General features: G+C 62.3%; 15 protein-coding genes and 1 pseudogene. 13 read left to right on the top strand and 3 right to left on the bottom strand.

Translation table 11 applies throughout. From position 1 onward, the window contains the following. Positions 1-214: 214 nt before the first annotated feature. The 7 genes from NKI10_RS05445 to NKI10_RS05415 all read left to right on the top strand — a co-directional run bounded on the left by NKI10_RS05445 (position 215) and on the right by NKI10_RS05415 (position 8,358). Positions 215-523 (top strand): hypothetical protein, encoded by a 309-nt coding sequence (locus NKI10_RS05445; RefSeq protein WP_488494595.1) that lies wholly within the window; start codon positions 215-217, stop codon positions 521-523. A 121-nt stretch (positions 524-644) separates the two neighbouring features. After that, positions 645-1,544 carry an endo-1,3-1,4-beta-glycanase ExoK gene (gene exoK / locus NKI10_RS05440; RefSeq protein ID WP_023668806.1) on the top strand — a complete coding sequence of 300 codons (900 nt, stop codon included), beginning with the start codon at positions 645-647 and terminating at the stop codon, positions 1,542-1,544. Positions 1,545-1,598: 54 nt separating this feature from the next. After that, positions 1,599-2,930, top strand: coding sequence for a UDP-glucose dehydrogenase family protein (locus NKI10_RS05435; RefSeq protein WP_023755600.1), 1,332 nt, complete (start codon positions 1,599-1,601; stop codon positions 2,928-2,930). A gap of 31 nt (positions 2,931-2,961) precedes the next feature. Continuing rightward, a complete protein-coding gene (locus NKI10_RS05430; protein WP_352859015.1) occupies positions 2,962-4,041 on the top strand; it encodes a glycosyltransferase in 1,080 nt (359 codons plus the stop codon). Positions 4,042-4,265: 224 nt separating this feature from the next. Continuing rightward, on the top strand, positions 4,266-5,507 hold the full coding sequence (locus NKI10_RS05425) for a glycosyltransferase (protein ID WP_023746624.1): 1,242 nt from the start codon (positions 4,266-4,268) through the stop codon (positions 5,505-5,507). A gap of 221 nt (positions 5,508-5,728) precedes the next feature. Continuing rightward, positions 5,729-6,898 (top strand): glycosyltransferase, encoded by a 1,170-nt coding sequence (locus tag NKI10_RS05420; protein ID WP_023736209.1) that lies wholly within the window; start codon positions 5,729-5,731, stop codon positions 6,896-6,898. Next, positions 6,895-8,358 (top strand): lipopolysaccharide biosynthesis protein, encoded by a 1,464-nt coding sequence (locus NKI10_RS05415; RefSeq protein WP_352859013.1) that lies wholly within the window; start codon positions 6,895-6,897, stop codon positions 8,356-8,358. Before NKI10_RS05420 ends, NKI10_RS05415 begins: the two co-directional genes overlap by 4 nt. A gap of 225 nt (positions 8,359-8,583) precedes the next feature. On the opposite strand, the pseudogene NKI10_RS05410 reads toward NKI10_RS05415, so the two are convergent. Further along, positions 8,584-9,633: pseudogene (locus tag NKI10_RS05410) on the bottom strand (polysaccharide pyruvyl transferase family protein); the annotation flags it as partial. Between the two features lie 294 nt (positions 9,634-9,927). Between NKI10_RS05410 and NKI10_RS05405 the strand changes: the two are divergent. The 6 genes from NKI10_RS05405 to NKI10_RS05380 all read left to right on the top strand — a co-directional run bounded on the left by NKI10_RS05405 (position 9,928) and on the right by NKI10_RS05380 (position 17,563). Beyond that, the gene (locus NKI10_RS05405) at positions 9,928-11,100 is read left to right on the top strand and encodes a glycosyltransferase (RefSeq protein WP_023689991.1); all 1,173 of its coding nucleotides are present in this window, start codon (positions 9,928-9,930) and stop codon (positions 11,098-11,100) included. Positions 11,101-11,142: 42 nt separating this feature from the next. Then, positions 11,143-12,138, top strand: a complete 996-nt coding sequence (locus NKI10_RS05400) for a glycosyltransferase family 2 protein (protein ID WP_023711254.1) — start codon at positions 11,143-11,145, stop codon at positions 12,136-12,138. Next, positions 12,138-13,082, top strand: coding sequence for a glycosyltransferase family 2 protein (locus NKI10_RS05395; protein WP_198022454.1), 945 nt, complete (start codon positions 12,138-12,140; stop codon positions 13,080-13,082). The genes NKI10_RS05400 and NKI10_RS05395 overlap by 1 nt, the downstream gene beginning before the upstream one ends. After that, on the top strand, positions 13,072-14,022 hold the full coding sequence (locus tag NKI10_RS05390; RefSeq protein WP_023668796.1) for a glycosyltransferase family 2 protein: 951 nt from the start codon (positions 13,072-13,074) through the stop codon (positions 14,020-14,022). Before NKI10_RS05395 ends, NKI10_RS05390 begins: the two co-directional genes overlap by 11 nt. A 75-nt stretch (positions 14,023-14,097) precedes the next feature. Continuing rightward, complete coding sequence (galU, locus tag NKI10_RS05385) at positions 14,098-14,994, top strand: UTP--glucose-1-phosphate uridylyltransferase GalU (RefSeq protein WP_023668795.1); 897 nt, start codon at positions 14,098-14,100, stop codon at positions 14,992-14,994. Positions 14,995-15,184: 190 nt separating this feature from the next. Next, positions 15,185-17,563: a polysaccharide biosynthesis tyrosine autokinase gene (locus tag NKI10_RS05380; protein ID WP_352859010.1), complete on the top strand. Its 2,379-nt coding sequence runs from the start codon at positions 15,185-15,187 to the stop codon at positions 17,561-17,563. Positions 17,564-17,652: 89 nt separating this feature from the next. On the opposite strand, the gene NKI10_RS05375 is transcribed toward NKI10_RS05380, so the two are convergent. Both NKI10_RS05375 and NKI10_RS05370 read right to left on the bottom strand, forming a co-directional pair. Then, positions 17,653-18,354, bottom strand: coding sequence for a metallophosphoesterase family protein (locus tag NKI10_RS05375; protein ID WP_352461817.1), 702 nt, complete (start codon positions 18,352-18,354; stop codon positions 17,653-17,655). Positions 18,355-18,425: 71 nt separating this feature from the next. Further along, a complete protein-coding gene (locus tag NKI10_RS05370; RefSeq protein WP_352859008.1) occupies positions 18,426-20,333 on the bottom strand; it encodes a propionyl-CoA synthetase in 1,908 nt (635 codons plus the stop codon). Positions 20,334-20,346: the final 13 nt, after the last annotated feature.

Here is a 20,346-nt window from a genome sequence, read left to right as displayed (position 1 = left end):
GCTCCGCCAAGTCCGGGACGGCGGCCGCAAGGCTGAAAAAATTGCCTTTCTGAAACTCGGAGGTTGCCTACACGCCCCGACGATGGCACTGTATGTTGCGGTGCAGCAATTTTGGAAGGCCAACCGGATGGCTTCAATTTTCGGCTTCAGGTCCAGGGACCCAGCGCGCGACAAGCAGACCGATCTGGCGCGTTTCGACCGTCTGGCAAAGCTGTTGGATCAGATCACGGCCGAGATTGCGGCCGAGAAGACCGGGTTGGAGGCCCGCTACCGGTCGAAGTCCACCAACGCGGCCTTCCTGGTCGAGTCGATGGAGAACGGCTCGGCGTCGGCAAGCAAGCTGTCGGAAGTCGGCGAGCTGACGAAGTCCATCCTGAACTGCGAACAGCGCATCGCCGAGCTGGTGCGCCAGACGAGCCGGATGAAGGAACTGCGTCATTCACTCGACGCGATCGTCGGCGAGGATGGCCAGAGTTCTGATTCGCACGGGGAATATGTCAAACCCGCAGGTCGCTTCGGCTGAACACGGTCACACGAGACACAGAAGAGAAAGTTCGGGGACGGAGGATCGGGATCGGCCCGTTAGCAATGTGGGCCAATCGGTGACTTTGGGTTGGGGCGGAACAGCACAAAGGTGAATTGATATGAACGCAGATCCGAAGACGACGCCCATGGCGGCAATCGATGCCATGATTTCAACGCGGCCAAATCGGCCAATGCGTCTTGTAAACCCAACGCGTCTTCTATCCGTTGGTGCGCTTCTGTTGGCGGCAGCCGCAGCTCTGCTCGGCGCCGCCCACCCCTCCCGCGCCCAGGACGCCTCCCCGGAGATGCAAAGCGCACCGTCCTTCGTCGACGATTTCAAGAGTTTCGATCGTTCGCGCTGGTATGTCTCCGACGGTTGGTCGAACGGCAATCACCAGAACTGCACCTGGTCGAAAAGCCTGGTAAAATTTTCCGACAACATGCTGACGCTCGGCTTCGAAAAGCGCAAACTGAAGGACCGCGAGTTCGCCTGCGCCGAGATCCAGACCAAGCAGCGCTTCGGATATGGGACCTATGAAGCACGGATGAAGACCGACACCGGATCCGGTCTCAACGCCGCTTTCTTCACCTATATCGGCCCTGCCGACAAACAGCCCTGGTATGAGATCGACTTCGAGGTGCTGACCAAGGATACATCCAAGGTGCAGGTCAACAGCTACATCGCCGGCAAGCCCAAGAACGAGAAGCTGGCCGAGGTCGAAGGCGGCGCCGACAAGGGCTTCAACGACTATGCCTTTATCTGGGAAAAGGACCGGCTGCGCTGGTACGTCAACGGCAAGCTGGTCCAGGAAGTGACCAATCCCGAGCAATTGCCGACCCACTCGCAGAAGATATTCTTCAGCCTCTGGGGCAGCGACACGCTGAAAAACTGGATGGGCGCCTTTTCGGACCCCGGCCGCCAGGTGACGATGCAGGTGCAGCGCGTGGCCTTCACCGCGCTCGGCCAGCCGTGCCAGTTTCCGGAATCGCTGGCATGCAGTGTAAGCAGCATAAAGTAATCTGAACCGGCCCGGCCATATAAGGCCAAAGGGCGTGAACAGGAATTAACCCGAATGAATTTGACGGTCTTTGGAATTGGCTATGTCGGTCTCGTGCAGGCTGCGGTGCTGGCTGAGGTCGGGCACCAGGTGGTGTGCGTCGATGTCGATGAAAAGAAGGTCGAGCGGCTCAACCAGGGCCTGGTGCCGATTTTCGAACCGGGACTGGAGGCCCTGGTCAAGGAGAACCACGCAGCCGGCCGGATCAAGTTCACCACCGATGCCGCCGCCGGCGTCAAGCATGGCGAGATCCAGATGATTGCGGTCGGCACGCCACCCGGCGAGGACGGTTCGGCCGACCTCAAATATGTGCTGGCGGTGGCCGAGACCATCGGCCGCGAGATGGACAGTCCCAAGATCGTCGTCGGCAAGTCGACCGTGCCGGTCGGCACCTGCGAAAAGGTGAAGGCCAAAATCGCCGAGACGCTGAAGGCGCGCGGGCGCCAGGACCTGGCTTTCGACGTCGCTTCCAATCCTGAGTTCCTCAAGGAAGGTTCCGCCGTCGCCGACTGCATGAAGCCCGACCGCATTATCGTCGGCACCAACAGCGAGGACACCGAGGCGGTGATGCGCGAGCTCTACGCGCCGTTCAACCGCAACCACGAGAAGATGATCGTGATGGACGTGCGCAGCGCCGAATTCACGAAATACGCCGCCAACTGCATGCTGGCGACCAAGATCTCCTTCATGAACGAGATGGCCAATCTGGCCGAGCAACTCGGCGCCGACATCGAGGAGGTGCGCAAGGGCATCGGCTCGGATCCGCGCATCGGCTACCACTTCATCTATCCCGGCCTCGGCTATGGCGGTTCGTGCTTTCCCAAGGATGTCCGCGCGTTGATCAAGACCGCCGAAGGTGTCAAGTTCGACGCCAAGCTGCTGCGCGCCGTGGAGGAGCGCAACAATGCCCAGAAGTCGGTGCTGTTCGACAAGGTGCACCGTTATTTCAAGGGCAGTCTCAAGGGCAAGACCTTCGCGCTCTGGGGCCTCGCCTTCAAGCCCAACACCGACGACATGCGCGAGGCGCCGGCGCGCGTCCTGATGGAGGCGCTGTGGCAGGCCGGCGCCAATGTGCAGGCCTACGATCCCGAGGCGATGCAGGAATGCCAGGCCATCTACGGCCTGCGCGACGATCTGCTTTTGTGCGGCACCAAGGAGGCGGCGTTGCGCGGCGCCGACGCGTTGCTGATCGCCACCGAGTGGAAGAGTTTCCGCGCCCCGTCCTTCGACGCGGTGAAGGATGCCCTGACCACGCCGGTCATCTTCGATGGCCGCAACCTCTATGATCCCAAGGTCATCGCCCGTCACGGCATCGAGTATTTCTCGATCGGCAGGATGGCGGCGTGAAGGCAGGGCGGCACAACGCGGAGCCAGGTTCATGAAAGTTCTGTTTGCAGGCGGCACCGGCTACCCGCCGCAATTCAGCGGGGGCGTCCAGTCGAGCACCCACCACTTGGTCGAGCAATTGCGCGAAAACGGTCACGAGGCATCCGTTCTGGCAGCGCTGTTCGGCGACGGCATGTTCGGCTTCCGGGCGCGCGCCAAGATGAAGCTCCTTCGTCAGCGCGCGGTCATCGACAATTTCCCGGGCTATCCGGTTGTACGGGCGTGGTTCCCCTGGGAAGCGGCCGACTTCGCCGTCAAAAAGTTGAGGCCGGATGTCGCGGTCGTGCAGTGCCACAATTCGGTGCCGATCGGCAGAGAGTTGCAGAGGCTTGGCGTGCCGCTGACTGTCTATCTGAGGAATGTCGAATTCGACGAATTGGCCGGCGATCTGCGTGAGCTCCATTCGGCGGTCTATATCGCCAACTCCGAGTTCACCGCGCGCGCCTACAAGGCAAAATTCGATATCGATTCGACGGTTATTCCGCCGACCATCAATCCCGCGTTCTACAGCACACCGACGACCGGTGAATTTGTCACGCTCATCAATCCATATGAGGAAAAAGGCTTCGATCTTGCGGTGCGCATTGCCGCCGGCTGTCCCGAGATCCCGTTCCTGTTCGTCGAAAGCTGGAAGCTCGACGACGATCATCGAGCCCGGATCGAAGCAACAATCTCTCCCCTCCAGAACGTCAAGCTGGAAAGCCGCACCAGCGACATGAAGAAGGTCTACGGCCGCACGAAAATCCTGCTTGCGCCCAGCAAATGGGAAGAAGCCTGGGGCCGGGTGGCCTCGGAAGCGCATTGTAGTGGCATTCCCGTGGTCGGCTCGCGGCGCGGCGGTCTGCCGGAAGCGATCGGCGCCGGCGGCGTGGTACTGGACTACGACGCCCCGCTCGCCGACTGGGTCGCAACGGTCAGTCGGCTGTGGAGCGATGAGGCCGAGTACAAGCGGCTGTCAGCGACAGCACGTCAGTTTTCGGAGCGGCGGCAAATGAACCCCGACAGCCAGTTCGCAACGTTCATGGGCGTTCTCGACCGCGCAAGACGTGTCGGTTTGGAGCGCGCAGCCTAAACGCGTCGTGTTGCAGTTCAGCTGAGACGCTGCACGACCGTGGTCGCGCAAAGTTCCCGTTAGCCAGGTCCAGGCGTCGTGCGCCCGTCCGGATCACTTTTAATTGCTGCAGTGCAATATTTTGTGGCACTGCAGCAATTAAAAGTGTATTCTGCCTGTCTACATTAGGGCTTGTGCGATATGGACCGCTTGGTCCGAGCAAGCCCCAACCTTATGGGCGGGTCATGCGCGTGGGCTTTATCGTCGGCGAATTCCCTCTGCTTTCGGAAACCTTCGTCGTGGACCAGATGGCTGGGCTGCTGGCGCGGGGCTTTCAGGTCGAAGTGGTCTGCGAAAAGATGCAAGGTGACCACCGAATTGACCGGCAAAGCGAGCCGATGGCGACGCTGCTCGCCAGAACCCGACATTGGTGGCGATGGGCCGCTGTAATCAGCAAATTTGTACAGCGTCTGCCGCCGCGTCTGCGATACAAGGCCTCGACCGTTCTCGACATCGCCTTTGCACGCCGCCTGAACCGCTGCGACGTGATTGTCGCCCACTTCGGACAGAACGGCGAGAGAGCAGCCGCACTGAAGAAATGGAAGGTGCTCAAACCACCGATCATAACCATCTTTCACGGCGCGGACGTGGCGATCCCGGCGCGGCAGGCAGTGCTCGCGACACAATATGCCGGGCTGACCAAGCATGGGACCCTGAACCTGCCCGTCAACGATTACTTCCGCACGATGCTGCTGGAAGCCGGCCTGTCCCAGGCGAGCACGACGGTCCACCATATGGGAATTGACACCCGCGAAATCGGCTATCGCTGGGAATCGTGGGAAGGCACCCAACTGGTCGTGACGACGGTTTGCCGCCTGGTCGAAAAGAAAGGCGTCGAGTTCGCCTTGCGAGCCCTGGCCTCCCTCAAGGCCTCCCAGCCGCAGCTAGACTGGCGTTACGACATTGTTGGCGACGGTCCTCTGCGGATGAATCTGGAGAAGCTGGCCGTAGAGCTGGGCTTGGCTGGTCGCGTAACATTCCTCGGCAGCCTCCCTCACGCAGAGGTGAAAAGACGGCTTCGCATGGCGCATCTCTTTTTGCTGCCAAGTATCACTGCCAGCGACGGGGATATGGAAGGCATTCCGGTCGCGCTCATGGAGGCCATGGCCGCCGGATTGATTGCGGTCAGCACGTATCATTCGGGAATCCCGGAGCTCATCAAGGATGGGGAGACGGGGTTGCTTGCGCCCGAGCGAGATATTTCAGCGCTTGCCGGCAAGCTTGCCTGGGCCGGGGAGCACCCGACCGAATGCGAGCGTATCGCGCTTGCCGCACGCCGCAAGGTCGAGGACGACTTCAACGCAGATGTTCTGAATGAACGTTTTGCGCAGATCGTTACCCAACTGGCCACATCGAGCCCTGCGCATGAACCTGCCGGTCATGTCGGGGTTTCCGAGGGCTTGGCGGATCCTTCATCTGCCGGCTGACACTGCTGCTCTGCGTTTGATCGGCAGACACGCCAAGCCGAGGGAAATCTTGCTACACTGCACCAAAAATGTTGCAGTGCAGCAAGACCTATACTAACGTTCCTGCGGGTGGGCCAACAGCGGTAGAGTTCCATGCTGCATGTCTTGTGCTTCCGCCACCCTGTCTTCGGCCCGGCTTTTGTCAAAGGGACACCGGCTCCCCGGACGAGCGCATCCTGCCGATGAAGATCTGCTTTGTAGTCGACAAGTTTCCCTCATTGTCCGAAACCTTTGTTCTCGACCAGATAGCCGGATGCCTTGAGCGCGGCATGGAAGTCGGCGTCGTCTGCAACGAGACGTCCTTCGGCAGGGACAGCAACATCGATGATCCGCGCTGGCAGGCGTTGCCAGGAAAGGTCGTATGCTGGTGGGGTGGCCTGGGTCGCTATCGCCCGCTGCTCAGGAAGTGGTCCGGCAGGTTCTGGGACAAGCTCTCGACCGCCATCGACATTGCTCATGCGCGAAAACTGCAGGGCGCCGACGTCATCGTTGCCCATTTCGGCAACAACGGCATGCGCGTGGCCCGCGCGATCAAGCGCGGGAGGATTTCCGCTCCCCTGGTGACGATATTTCACGGCCGTGATGTCGGCGAACCGCTGCATGACAATACGCTCGCGCGCTACAAGATTGTGTTCGAAAAGGGCGTTCTTCAACTGCCGGTGAATGCGTTTTTCCGCGATGCCTTGATTGAGGTCGGTGCATCGCCGGAGCAGGTTGTGGTTCACCATATGGGGGTGCGGCCGAGTGACATCGACTATCGGTGGCGTTCATGGGAGCAGGCTACGCTCTCCTTCATCTCGGTCTGCCGCCTGACTGAAAAGAAGGGCATCGAATATGCGCTTCGCGCGCTTGCTGGCCTGCCGCGGCGAGACTGGATCTACTCGGTGATCGGCGGCGGAGAACTTCTCGAGCAGCTGAAGGGGATCGCCGCAGAGCTTGGCATTGCCGACAGGGTGAATTTTCTTGGGCCCCGGCCGCACAGCGAAGTCAAACAGCGTCTGCGCGATGCGCATGTGTTCCTGCTGCCCAGCGTCGGCGCCCGCGATGGCGATCTGGAAGGCATTCCGGTTTCCCTGATGGAAGCGATGGCCGCCGGCCTGACGGTGGTCAGCACGTATCATTCCGGGATCCCTGAACTGATCGATGATCACAAGACGGGTTTTCTCGTGGCTGAGCGGGACGTTGCGGCGCTGACCGGAAAGCTTGCCTGGATCGCCGAGAATCCGAAGCCGTGTGAAGAGATCGCTCTCGCAGCGCGCAAGAAGATCGAGGCCGAGTTCAACTCCGATCTGCTGAACCAACATTTCGTGGAAATCGCCATGCGGCTTGGCGAAACGAGGTCGCTTGCATGAACGCCAATCCGCCCCCCCAGTTCGGTCGTGTCGCCCTGCGCGGCGGGCTGGTAACCATCGGCGCCCAGGGCTTCAAGATGGCGATCCAGTTTCTCTCCGTCATCGTGCTGGCCCGTCTGCTCGTCCCCGAGGATTTCGGTCTGGTGGCTTCCGTCGGGCCGATCGTGGCCTTCGTCGGGCTGCTTCAGAATCTGGGCCTGCAGCAGGCTGTGGTTCAGCGCAAGGACATCAGCAACCAGCAGCTCAACCAGGTGTTCTGGATCAGCGCGCTCGTCGGGCTGGGTAGTGCCGTGGTAGTGGCCGGCCTGGCGCCTGCCATCGCCGCGTTCTATGGCGATCAACGTATGTCCGGCATCACCCTTGGCTCCGCCCTGCCGCTGCTTCTCGGCAGTCTCGCCGCAGTGCCGCTGGCGTTGATGAACCGGCACCTGCAGTTCGGCCAGCTCGCACTGAACGACGTGATAAGCGCCGCCGCCGGACTTCTGGCCGCCGCAATCGCGGCCTATGCGGGGTTGGGCTACTGGTCGCTGGTCATCGGCCCGGCGGTTTCGGCAGCTATCGCCTTGGCTGCCGCCTGGCTGGTGGCGCGTTGGACGCCTTTGCGGCCGGACCTGAAGGTCGATGCCGATATATTGTCGTTCGGCGCCAACCTGACCGGCTTCAACCTCGCCAACTTCTTCTCGCGCAATCTCGACAACATTCTCATCGGAAAATATTCCGGTGCGATCGAACTCGGCTATTACGACCGCGCCTACAAGCTCCTGTTGTTCCCGCTGCAGAACATCAACCAGCCGCTGACACGGGTCATGGTGCCGCTGCTCAGCCGCATTCACGATGACAAGGCCCGCTTTCGCGATATCTATGTGCGCACCAACTGGATGCTGGCGGCCGTTACCATGCCGGGCATCGCGGCGCTGACGCTGACCTCTAATCAGATCGTCGGACTTCTCTTCGGCGCGGGCTGGGCACCGGTCGCACCGATCTTTGCCTGGCTGGGCATCGCCAGCCTGGTCCAGTCCGTTTCAAGCACGACGGGATGGATATTCATCTGTCAGGGCAAGACGAAGACCATGTTCCATTGGGGCATCTATTCGTCGCTGACGACCGTCGCTGCCTTCGTCGTCGGCCTGCACTGGGGCGCCGTCGGCGTTGCCGCGGCCTATGCCATCAGCGGTTACGTGCTGCGCGTTCCCGTGCTGGCGCTACTGGTCCATCGCGTCGGTCCGGTGACCGCCGCCGACTTCCTGCTCATGCAGGGGCTTTTCATCGCCTCGTCCCTGCTTGCCTGGTTCCTGTACCTGTGGTTGCCGCCGTCTCTAACGGGCCAGTCAGACCTGCTCGCGGTCTTTTTGGCGCTTGCCCTCAACTACGGCATCGGTCTCGTTTTCATGCTTGCCGTCCCGCAGTCGCGACGCGCCTTGTTCACCACCCTGTCCAACGCCGCGCGCAATATCCGCTGAGCGGCCGGCGATCAGCGGCGCCAGCAGGTTTGTGGCCGACATTGCCGAAGCATGTTCTTCGAGCACGGCCTGAAGGCTTGTCTTGCGATAGCGGTCGAGATTTCCCGCAAACCGGCCGAGCTTTTCGCGCGCCTCTTCGGGCGTCACGGTGTCGATGTCGAGCAGCACATCGTCGACACCGATTCGCTTGGCCACTTCCTTGGTTTTGAACTCGTAGGCGATCGGCAGCACCGGCGTGCCGACGCAAAGCGACATGATCATCATATGCATGCGCGTCGCGACGACGAAGTCGAAGCCCTTCACCAGCGCCATCAACTGGTCCGGCGTGTGGAACGAAGCGTCCACCGTCACGTGGCTGGCGATCTCAGGATCGAGCTCGGCAACGATGGCCTGCGCGGTCTTGGAATCGTCATGGGCATATTCCGGCACACCCTGACACGTGGAGACGAAGGTCACCTCCTTGCCAAGGTCCCTGACAAGAATTGTGGCGATCTCGCGGACCGAATCCAGATAGCGGCGCATGCCGCCCTCACCGTCGCTGACGTAGTTCCAGTGGCGGACCGAAATAGCGACGCGGCCCGTCGACGCCGGCGGCTGGCTGGAAGCGAGACGCTTGCCGATCCTGTCGGTATCGGCCAAGGCGAATACGGCATCGGCCACCACGTGGCACTTGCCGAGATCCTTCACCAAGTCCCGGATATGGGTCCGCGACCGTTCGTCGCGCAACAGGATGAGCGGACTGCGGTCAAAGATCGGGCCGAGCTCCTGGCGGTTGTAACTTTTGTCGAACGGACCGAGGGATTGCGTGAAGAAGACCGGATCCTTGCCAAATACGGCATCGAGCCTGAACTGATTGAGGCGTCGTTCGAGATTGTAGTTCTCGACGAGATAGGTTCCCCCTGTGGTGACCACCATGTCCGCGTCGGCGTAGATATCGAGACCGCGCCGGTCGCGATGGCTGAAAAAATTGCCTAGCGCGCTGCTGCCAAACCAGCGCAGGGCCTGGAGAACGAGCCGATTGTAGATCGGCTTGAACCGGTCCCTCAGCCCGCTGCCATTCTTGTATCGGAACAGGGATTCCGACAGCAGCTTATGAAATTCGAGGTCGGGATAATCCGTCTTCGGATAGAGTCGTTCCGCAACCTCGGGCTGGCTGTCGAAGACGGCAAACCGCACGTCGCCTTGCACGATCGTCTTGAGAATGTGGCGGATCGCCAGCAGAATCGCCGCATCCCCGGTATTCAGGCAGACTGTGTTTTCAACGACGATCTTCATGGGATACCTCATTTCGTCAGCAGATTCCGCGGCGGGGCCTGCGGTGCCTAGGACGGGCATGGTGACCGAAAACACCAACGCCAGGACGATCCCGATGCGGCTCGCGTCACAATTCATCGCTGCATCGGGCTGGGTGACCAGTCAGAGCGGCGCTCAAGCCCGACGAAGGGTAACGCATCAATTTTGCAGTGCAACAAAAAACGTGCACTTATGCTACGGCGCACCAAAAATGTTGCGATGCAGCAAAAGCTGGGTTAGCATTCCCGTGGGTGGGCCAACAGCGGTCGAGTTTTCATGCTGCATGTCTTGTACCTTGTGCACGATGTTTCCGACCCGGCCGTGCGCCGGCGGATCATAATGCTCAAGGCAGGCGGCGCGCGGGTCACGTTGGCCGGCTTCCGTCGGACCACAAATGCTGTTCCCGACGTCGAGGGGCTGCAGCCGGTCGACCTCGGCGCGACGCGTGACGGCCGATTCGGCCAGCGTCTGGCGGCGGTCGCCAAGGCGGCGCTGTCGATAGGCTCGAAGCTTGCGGCGATGCCGAAGCCCGACCTCATCATCGCGCGCAATCTGGAAATGCTGGCGCTGGCCAGGCGCGCCAAGGCCGCCTTTCGCGGCGGCGTGCCGATCGTCTACGAATGCCTCGACATCCATCGCCTGGTGCTGCGCAATGACATGCTGGGCAAAGCACTGCGCACAGCGGAGCGTTATCTCGCCCGCGACGTGAAGCTTCTGGTGACGAGCTCACCGGCCTTCATCGCCAATTATTTCAAGCCGTTCGGGCAGGTCGCCGCACCGGTGGAACTGGTCGAAAACAAATACTTCGAAACCGCGCCGATCGCCTTGGATGACAGGTCAAAGGCCGAAAACCCTGCAGCACCCCCGTGGCGCATCGGCTGGTTCGGCGCGCTGCGCTGCCGCCGCTCGCTGGAGCTGCTGGCCGACTTCACGCGCCGTCAGGGCGGGCGCTTCGAGGTCGTCCTCCGGGGCCGTCCGGCACTCTCGGAATTCCCGGATTTCCATGCTTTTGTCGAGGCCGAACCCTATCTCTCCTTTCGTGGCCCCTACCGCAACCCGGAAGACATGGCCGCGATCTACGGCGAAGTGCATTTTTCTTGGGCGATCGATTTCTTCGAGGAAGGGCAGAATTCGGAATGGTTGCTGCCCAACCGCCTCTATGAGGGCTGCCGCTTCGGCGCCGTACCGATCTCGATGGGCACTACCGAGACGGGGCGCTTTCTCAACCAGCAGGACATTGGCATCCTGCTTTCTGCTGCCACGCCCGAAATCCTGGAAACCGCGCTCGGCCGCATGGACCAGGAGCACTTCGGCAAGGCCAAGGCGCGTGTGCTGGCCCGCAACCCACGAACCTGGAGTTACGACCGCAGCGACTGCCGCGCCTTTGTCGACAGGCTGCGCGGCCTTGCGGTTGCCCCTGGTTCGTTCGCCACCGAGGCACTGGCCTGAAGGATGACCAATGACAAAAGTGCAGTTCATGGAAAGGCGCCGATGACGCAAACCGAAGCGCTGCCGCCAAGCCTGATCGTCATTCCGTGCCTGAATGAGGCAGCCCATATCGGCGCGTTGCTCGAGCAGCTCAGGCCGGCAGCGCTAAGGCTCGGCGCCCGCATCGTCGTTGCCGATGGCGGCAGCACCGATGGTACTTTGGCCATTGTCGAAGCGGTTGCGGCCAAGGACCCTCAGGTCGTCCTCCTGCACAACCCAAAACGTATCCAGAGCGCGGCGATCAATCTCGCCGTCGCCAGCCTCGGTGACGGCGCCGAATACCTGATCCGCATCGATGCCCATGGCGGCTATCCCGCCGATTATTGCGACCGGCTGGTCGAGGAGGCGCTCGCCACTTCAGCCGATTCGGTCGTCGTCTCGATGCTGACCAGCGGCAGCGGCGCGGTGCAGAAAGCGGTCGCGGCGGCGCAGAATTCCAAGCTCGGCACCGGCGGCTCCAAGCATCGGCACTTCTCGGCCGGCGAATGGGTGGACCATGGCCATCACGCGCTGATCCGGATCTCGGCCTTCACCGCGGTCGGCGGCTATGACGAGACCTTCAGCCACAATGAGGATGCCGAACTCGACTACCGCCTGCGCCGGGCAGGCTACCGGATCTGGATGAGCGGCAAGACGCAGATGGTCTACTATCCGCGTTCGTCGCTGAAGGGCCTGTATTTCCAATATCTCGGCTATGGCCGCGGCCGCGCCAAGAATGTGCTCAAGCACCGCATGATCCCGAAAGTTCGGCAGATGATCCCGCTGCTGGTGGCGCCGGTCGTCCTTCTCGCGGTATTTTCCTTTATCCACTGGCTGGCGGCGGTGCCGCTGCTGGTCTGGGCTTCGGTCTGTCTGGGCTACGGCGCTGTGACCGCCATCAGCCAGCGCAATCCCAACAATGTGCTGGCGGGCATTTCGGCGATGGTCATGCATTTCGGCTGGTCGCTCGGGTTTTGGCTGCAACTGCTCGGCTCGCGATCGCAGCGCGGGGTGGCATGATGGTCGCCGACAGCCGCCGAATCGACATCTGCGTCTGCACGTTCCGGCGGCCGGAACTGGCCGACACGCTGCGGTCGCTCGCTGCCATGGATATGCCTGCCGGTTTCGGCATCGGCGTCATCGTCGCCGACAATGACGACGAGCCGACCGCCGAGCCGCTGGTGACCGCGCTGGCGAGCGAATTGAAGCTCCTGGTCCGCTACCGGCACGCCCCGGCGCGCAACATCTCGGTCGCCCGCAACGCCTGTCTTGATGCCAGCACGGCCGATTTTCTCGCCTTCATCGACGACGATGAAACCGCTTCCCGGCAATGGCTGGCCGAACTGATTGCTATCGCGGAGACAAGCGGCGCCGAGGCCGTGCTCGGTCCGGTGCGGGCGCTCTACCGCCCGGATGCGCCGGACTGGATGCGCAAGGGCGATTTCCATTCGACCTTGCCGGTCTGGGTGCAGGGCGAAATCCGCACCGGCTACACCTGCAACGTCCTTTTGAGGATGAGCGCCGACAGCTTGCGCGACCGTCGTTTCAGCCTGGCGCGCGGCCAGAGCGGCGGCGAAGACACCGAATTCTTCGACCGCATGGTCAAGGCAGGCGGTCGAATCGCCTTTGCACCGGAGGCGTTGGTCGAGGAAGTCGTGCCGCGTTCGCGAGCCGCTTTCGACTGGCTGCGCCGCCGCCGCTTCCGCTTCGGTCAGACGCATGGCCACCTTGTTGGCCACAATGCGGGCGCAGTCCGTCGGGCGAAGGAGGTCGGCCTCGCCTCGGCCAAGGCCGCCTATTGCTTCGGCATGGCGGCGTTGACTGCGATTAGCCCGGTCCGCCGCAACCGCAGCGTGCTGCGCGGCATCATGCATGTCGGCGTCGTCAGCGGCCTGGTCGGTATCAGCGAAATTCGCCAATACGGACTGTCTTCCCCGCAGCAAGGAGCCAAGCGTGCAGCCTGACGTCTCCTTTGTCATCGCAGCCCACAATGCCGCGGCCACGCTCGACCGGGCGATCGCAAGCGCCATGGCCCAGCGCGATGTCAGCGTCGAAATCATCGTCGCCGATGACCAGTCGCGCGACAACACGCTCGACGTCGCAAGAGCCTATCCAAAAGATGTCGTCAAAGTGGTTGCGCTGCCGGCAAATCGTGGCCCTGGCGGCGCCAGGAATGCCGGCCTCGACCTCGCCACAGGCCGCTGGGTCGCGGTGCTCGATTCCGACGATGCCGTCCTGCCCGGGCGGCTCGCCGCCATGATCGCGCGAGCCGAAAGTGCGGGCGCTGTAATCGCCGTCGACAACCTCCAGGTGGTGCGCGAGGACGGCATTGCCGAAGCGACGATGTTTCCCGCCAAATATCTGGAGGGCCTGCGTGAAATCACGCTCGCCGACTACATCGCTGGCAACATCGTTTTCGAATCCACGTTCAACCTTGGCTATCTCAAGCCGATCTTCCAGCGCCGTTTCCTGATCGAAAACGGGCTTCGCTATGATGAAAGTCTGAGCATAGGCGAGGATTACATCCTGCTCGCCAACGCGCTGGCCAAGAGCGGAAAATGCGTCGTCGAGCCGACGACCGGCTATATCTACCACATCCGCACGGGCTCGATCTCGCGCGTGCTCGAGCTTCACCATATCGAGGCGATGCGCAAGGCCGACGCGGTCTTCGCCGAGACCAATTCCATGGACGCTGCTGCTGCGGCCGCCTTCGCCAAACGCGCCCGCAGCCTGCGCAAGGCGGCATCGTTCCTGTCGCTGGTCCAGCACATCAAGGCGCGTTCGCCGTTGAAAGCGATACGCACCGCGCTAAGTGATCCGGCGGCTGTCAGGCACATGTCGATGCCGATCGCCGTCCGCCTCAAAAGGGTGGCGGCGCAGTTTGCCGTCGGCGCGGAGAGGTAAGGAGGGCGAGTACATGAAGACGTTTGTTCGTGGCCTGCAACAGGCTGAAATCGATCTGCTCAGAAGGAATTTGCGATGAAGAAAATCAGGAAGGCAGTCATCCCTGTGGCGGGGCTTGGAACACGGTTCCTGCCGGCAACCAAGTCGATTCCGAAGGAGATGCTGCCCGTGGTCGACCGGCCGGTCGTCCAATATGCGGTGGACGAGGCCTTCGAAGCCGGCATCGAGCACATCGTGTTCGTCACCGGCCGCAACAAGGCTGTCATCGAGGACTACTTCGACCTGCACCCCGAACTGATTGGAACGCTCGAACAAACCGGCAAGAAGACCCAGCTGGAGGCGCTCGAAAGCATGCTGCCCGTGGCCGGCGCCACCAGCTTCATCCGCCAGCAGTCGCCACATGGTCTCGGCCATGCGGTGTGGTGCGCACGCGAAGTCATCGGCGACGAGCCCTTCGCCCTGCTGCTCCCCGATATGGTGTCGTTCGGTCGCCGAGGTTGCCTGGCTGAAACAGTCGATCTCTATCAGCAGACCGGCGGCAATGTGATCGCCGTCGAGCGCTGTGATCCCAGCGAGACCAGCAAATACGGCATCGTCGGGCGCGGCGCCGAGACAGGCAGCGGCTTCGAGGTGACGGCCATGGTCGAAAAGCCGGCGCCGGCCAATGCGCCGTCGAACTATTACATCAACGGCCGCTACATCCTGCAGCCCGAGATCTTCTCGCTGCTGGGCAACCAGCAGCGCGGCGCCGGCAACGAAATCCAGCTTACCGATGCCATGGTGCGGCTGGCGAAAAGCCAGTCTTTCTTTGCCCAGCCTTTCAATGGCCGCATGTTCGACTGCGGCTCCAAGGAAGGCTTCATAGAGGCGACCATCGCCTTCGCGCTGGCGCGCGACGACATGAAGGGACCTGTGCTGGAAATGCTGCAGGCGTTCGTGCGGTCGCATGAGCGTCAGGAAGTGGCCGCATAATGCCCATCTTTCGAGGGCATATGCGTTTGGACGATGGCGCGGCTCATGCCTGCACGCCTGGCCGCTCAGGCCCGGCGCCGGATGGCATGAAGCTTGCGTTGCATATCTTGCCCCCGATCTCCGCAGCTTCGGACGAGGTGGGACCTGACCCGTCTCGCTCCGGCGCCTGTAACCTAGAATTGGATCGAAGATGAATTATGCCAGCTTTCCTCTCGACAAGAGGATGCCATTGCCCAACCCCGATCAGGAAAAGGGTGAAGACTTCATCGACGTCGAGCGCCTGCTTGGCATGGCGGCGCGTCAGGTCAAGGTGGTGGCGGTCTGCGCCATCATCGGCCTGTTCCTGGGGTTGCTCTATCTGCAGACCACGCCCAAGCAATACATGTCGGTCGCCAGCGTGCTGATCGACGAAGGCCTGAACAAGGTCATCGACGACATCTCGGCTGCATCCGTCACCATGCAGACCGACGCCGCCCTGCTCAGCCAGATCGAAATCATCACCTCGGCGCGGCTGGCCTCGGTGGTGGTCGACAAGCTGAAACTCGACCAGAACGCAGAGTTCATGAACCCGCCGCAATCGGCGCTGGTCAAGGGCATCGGCTTCGTGCGCAGCGTGATCGGCTATTTCCGCTCAAGTTCCGCCGAGCAGATTCCCGGCATGGAAAACGTCGATGAGGCGACACGCCAGGCCATGATGCAGACGGCGCGCCACGACTATGCCGTGCTGAAGCTGCAGAGCGAGGTGCTGGCGCAGCGCAACGGCCGCTCCTATGTGCTCGCCATCGGTTACCAGTCGACCAATCCGGCGCTCGCCACCGCCATCACCAAGGCCTATGCCGACGCCTATCTCGCCGACCAGCTCAACGCCAGTTTCGACGCCACCGAACGCGCTGCGGTCTGGCTGCAGGGCCGGCTGACCGAGCTTCGTCAGAACTCACAGGCGGCCGCTATGGCGGTCGAGAAATTCAGGGCCGAGCATGGTCTGGCCGCCAACAGCGACGGCCAGCTGATCAGCGACAAGCAGATTGCCGATCTCACCGCGCAACTGATCGTCGCGCAGGCCGATACGGCGCGCGCCAGCGCCCGCTATCAGCAATACAAGACCATCGTCGAAAGCGGCTCGGACAATGCCTTCAACGATTCCGCCATCTCAAGCGATCAGCCGGCAAGCTCGGTCATTGCAACGCTCAAGACCCGCTATCTCACAGTCGCCAAGCGGCTGCAGGACGTGACGGCCAATTTCGGCGCCGACCATCCGCAGGCGGTGGCGCTGGCCAAGGAAAAGGCCGACCTGTCGACCCAGATTTTCGGCGAGTTGAAGCAACTGACCGAAAGCTATCGCAATGAATATGAAGTCGCGCTTTCACGCGAGACCTCACTGAGGCAGAAGATCGCCGACGCGGCCGGCAAGAGCTCCATCGACAACCAGAGCCAGGTCAAATTGCGCGAACTCGACCAGCAGGCGCAGGCGCTGACCACGCTCTACCAGACCTTCCTTAGCCGCTACGAGGAGGCCTCGCAGCAGCAATCCTTCCCGGTCGGCAAGGTCCGCATCATCTCGGATGCCTCAACGCCGCTTTCCGCCTCAAGCCCGCGCACCTCCAGGGTGCTGGCGCTGTCGCTGGTGCTTGGCGTGCTGCTTGGCGCCGGCTTCGGTGGCCTGAATGAGTTCAACGAGCGCTTCTTCAGGACCGGCGAGGACATTCGCGATCGCGTCGGCCTCAAATTCCTCGGCTATTTGCCGATGATCGGCGGCAGGCTCGGCAAGGACGCCGACGGCGGTGCGGCGGATGCCAAAGGCGCCAACACATTGTCGGCGGCCGAGAAACGGGCGCGCATGCGGGTCAGCGTCGATGCGCCGGCATCGATGTTCTCCGAAACGCTGCGCAACGCCAAGATCGCCTTCGACGTCGTCATGGAAGGGCAAGGCAGCCGGGTCATAGGCGTGGTCTCGGTCCTGCCCGGCGAGGGCAAGTCTACGGTCGCCGCCAATCTCGCCGGATTGCTGGCCGCCAACGGCTCGAAGACGCTTTTGATCGACGCCGATCTGCGCAATCCTGGCCTCAGCCGCAACCTCGGCATGGAGGCCGAGCAGGGGCTGATGGAGGCCGTGGTCAACGGCCAGACCTGGCAGTCGGTCGGCAAAGTCGACCGCCAGACCAAGCTGGCGATCATCCCGGCCGTGCTGCGTGGGCAGTTCTCGCATACCAGCGAGCTGCTGTCGTCGGCCGGCATGCGGCGCTTCATCGACAACGCCAAGGAGACGTTCGAGTACATCATCGTCGACCTGCCGCCGCTCGGCCCCGTGGTCGACGCCAAGGCGTTTGCGCCGCTGGTCGACGGCTTCGTGCTGGTTGCCGAATGGGGCCGCACGCCGCGCGCCATGGTGCGCTCGCTGCTGGAGCAGGAACCCTACGTCGCAAGCAAGGTCGTCGGCGCCGTGCTCAACAAGGTCGATCTGAAGAAGCTGCCGAAATACGGCTCGCTCGGCGGCTCGGAAAAGTTCTTCGACCGCTATTCGACCTACTATCTGGAGAAATCGGACGTGCGGGCCAAGACCGCCGCCTGAACGGAGCGCGATCCTGAAAAGGAGCGTGACCCGGAAAAGCGGATCCGGTTTTCGGAAGGGATCACGCTCAAACGAAGAAGCACGGCAGGTCAGGAAAAGATCAGCTTGCCGAATTTACCCGCGATCCTGAGCGCTGTCAGCCGGCCGCTTTGAAAGGCGCCGGTGTCGATGCCGAGCCTTCGCCCGTCAAGCCTGGGGATATCGACCGGCGTGTGCCCATGCACCACAAAGCGGTCGAGCAGATGGGCGGCGTTGAAGAACTCGTCGCGGATGTTGAGCAGGTCCTGCTCATCCTGTGCGACCAGGTCGATACCCGGCCTGATGCCGGCATGGACGAAAACGAATTTATCCGAACAGAGCAGCACCGGCAGGCTGCGCAGAAAGTCGATATGGCTGGCCGGAATGACTTCCTTCACGCGCCGGTCGACCTCGTCGCTCGAGGCATAGAGGCTGGCAAGCCGCGCCGGATCGACGCCATAGGAAAACAGCGTCTCGCGGCCGCCGACCGCCAGCCAGCGGTCCCGCGACAGATATCCGTCGAGATAGTTCAGCATCGCCACTTCGTGGTTTCCCGCCAGGCAGACGCGCAGGAACCCTGTTGGCGGTAGCGCCAAGACATGGTCTAGCACGCGAGCCGATTGCGGCCCGCGATCGATATAGTCGCCGAGCATGACGATAATCTTGCGGCCGCGAAATTGCAGCGCGTCGAGCTGGATCTTCTGCTCCAGCGACAGCAATTCCTTGTAGCAGCCATGCACGTCGCCGATCGCGTAGACGACGGTGTCGTCCATATCCATTTCCAGGCGCTCGCGCGGCGCCGGCCGGGGAGGTCTGGACCGCTGAAACAACGCCACTGGGGCCGTCAGACCCCGATGCCGCGGGCTTTGAGCGCCGCGGTGATCTCGTCAAGAATGGCGGGATCGTCGATGGTCGCCGGCATCGTCCATTCTTCCTTGTCGGCGATCTTCTGCATGGTGCCGCGCAGGATCTTGCCGGAGCGCGTCTTGGGCAGGCGCTTGATCGTCACCACCGTCTTGAAGGCGGCGACCGGGCCGATCCGTTCGCGCACCAGCCCCACCACTTCGCCTTCGATAGCAGCAGTATCGCGCGACACACCGGCATTGAGCACGACGAAGCCGAGCGGAACTTGGCCCTTCATCACATCGGCGACGCCGATGACGGCGCATTCGGCAACATCGGGATGCGCTGAAAGCACCTCCTCCATGGCCCCGGTCGACAGCCGGTGTCCGGCGACATTGATGATGTCGTCTGTGCGCGCCATGACATAGAGGTAGCCGTCCTCGTCGATCATGCCGGCATCGGCCGTCTTGTAGAAGCCGGGAAATTCCTCGAGATAGGCTTGCCGGAAACGCTCGTCGGCATTCCACAGCGTCGGCAGGCAGCCGGCCGGCAGCGGCAGTTTCACCACCACATTGCCAAGTGTGCCGCGCGGCACTTCATGGCCGGCATCGTCGAGCACGCGAATGTCGTAGCCCGGCATCGGCACGCCGGGCGAGCCGTATTTCACCGGCAGCAGGCCGAGGCCCGCCGGGTTGATGGTCATCGGCGAGCCGGTCTCGGTCTGCCACCAATGATCGACCACCGGCACGTTGAGTTTCTGCTCCGCCCATTTGATGGTTTCCGGGTCTGCGCGTTCGCCGGCCAGGAACAGAGTGCGGAATTTCGACAGATCGTAGTTCGGCACGAATTCGCCCTTGGGGTCCTGCCCCTTGATGGCGCGGAAGGCTGTCGGCGCGGTGAACAGCGCGACCACGCCGTGTTCGGCGATCACCCGCCAATAGGTGCCGGCGTCGGGTGTGCCGATCGGCTTGCCCTCGAACAGCACGCTTGTCGCACCATGCAGCAGCGGTCCGTAAACGATGTAGGAATGGCCGACCACCCAGCCGACATCGGAGGCCGCCCAGAACACTTCGCCCGGTCTGACGCCGAATTCGTTTTCCATCGTCCATTTGAGCGCGACCATGTGGCCGCCATTGTCGCGCACGATGCCCTTAGGCTGGCCGGTCGTGCCGGAGGTGTAGATGATGTAGAGCGGGTCGGTGGCGAGCACCGGAACGCAATCGACGTTGGCGCCCGCGGCGCGCTCGCGGGCAACGGCGTCGGCAAAATCGATATCGTAATGCTCCCTCAGATCGCAGCGCAGCTGGTCGCGCTGCAGGATCAGGCAGGCGTCCGGCTTGTGGCGGGACATTTCGATCGCCTTGTCGAGCAGCGGCTTGTAGGCCACGACACGTCCAGGCTCCAGGCCGCAGGACGCGGAGATGACCAGCTTCGGCTTGGCGTCGTCGATGCGGGTGGCGAGCTCGTGCGAGGCAAAGCCGCCGAACACCACCGAATGCACCGCGCCGATGCGGGCACAGGCAAGCATCGCGACCGCCGCTTCGGCCACCATCGGCATGTAGATGATGACGCGGTCGCCTTTGCGAATGCCGCGGTTCTTGAGCACCGAAGTCAGCGCTACCACTTCGCGCTTCAATTCGGCATAGGTGAATTTCTTGACCGTGCCGGTGATCGCGCTGTCGTAGATAAGTGCGATCTGGTCGGCGCGGCCGCCTGCGACATGGCGATCGAGAGCGTTGAAGCAGGTGTTGCAGCTGGCGCCGTTGAACCAGCGCCCGTAAACGCCGGCCTTGGCATCGAAGACGCTGGTCCACGGCGAATACCAGTCGATCGCCTCGGCCGCATCGGCCCAGAATTGTTCCGGGTCGCGTTTCCAGCCGTCATAGACCTCGTGGTAGCGTGACGCCATTCATCCCTCCTCG

Origin of the sequence: Mesorhizobium sp. M0802, from assembly GCF_040320115.1 — a bacterium.
Taxonomy (GTDB): Bacteria; Pseudomonadota; Alphaproteobacteria; order Rhizobiales; family Rhizobiaceae; genus Mesorhizobium.
This window is presented reverse-complemented; position numbering and strand designations above follow the sequence as displayed.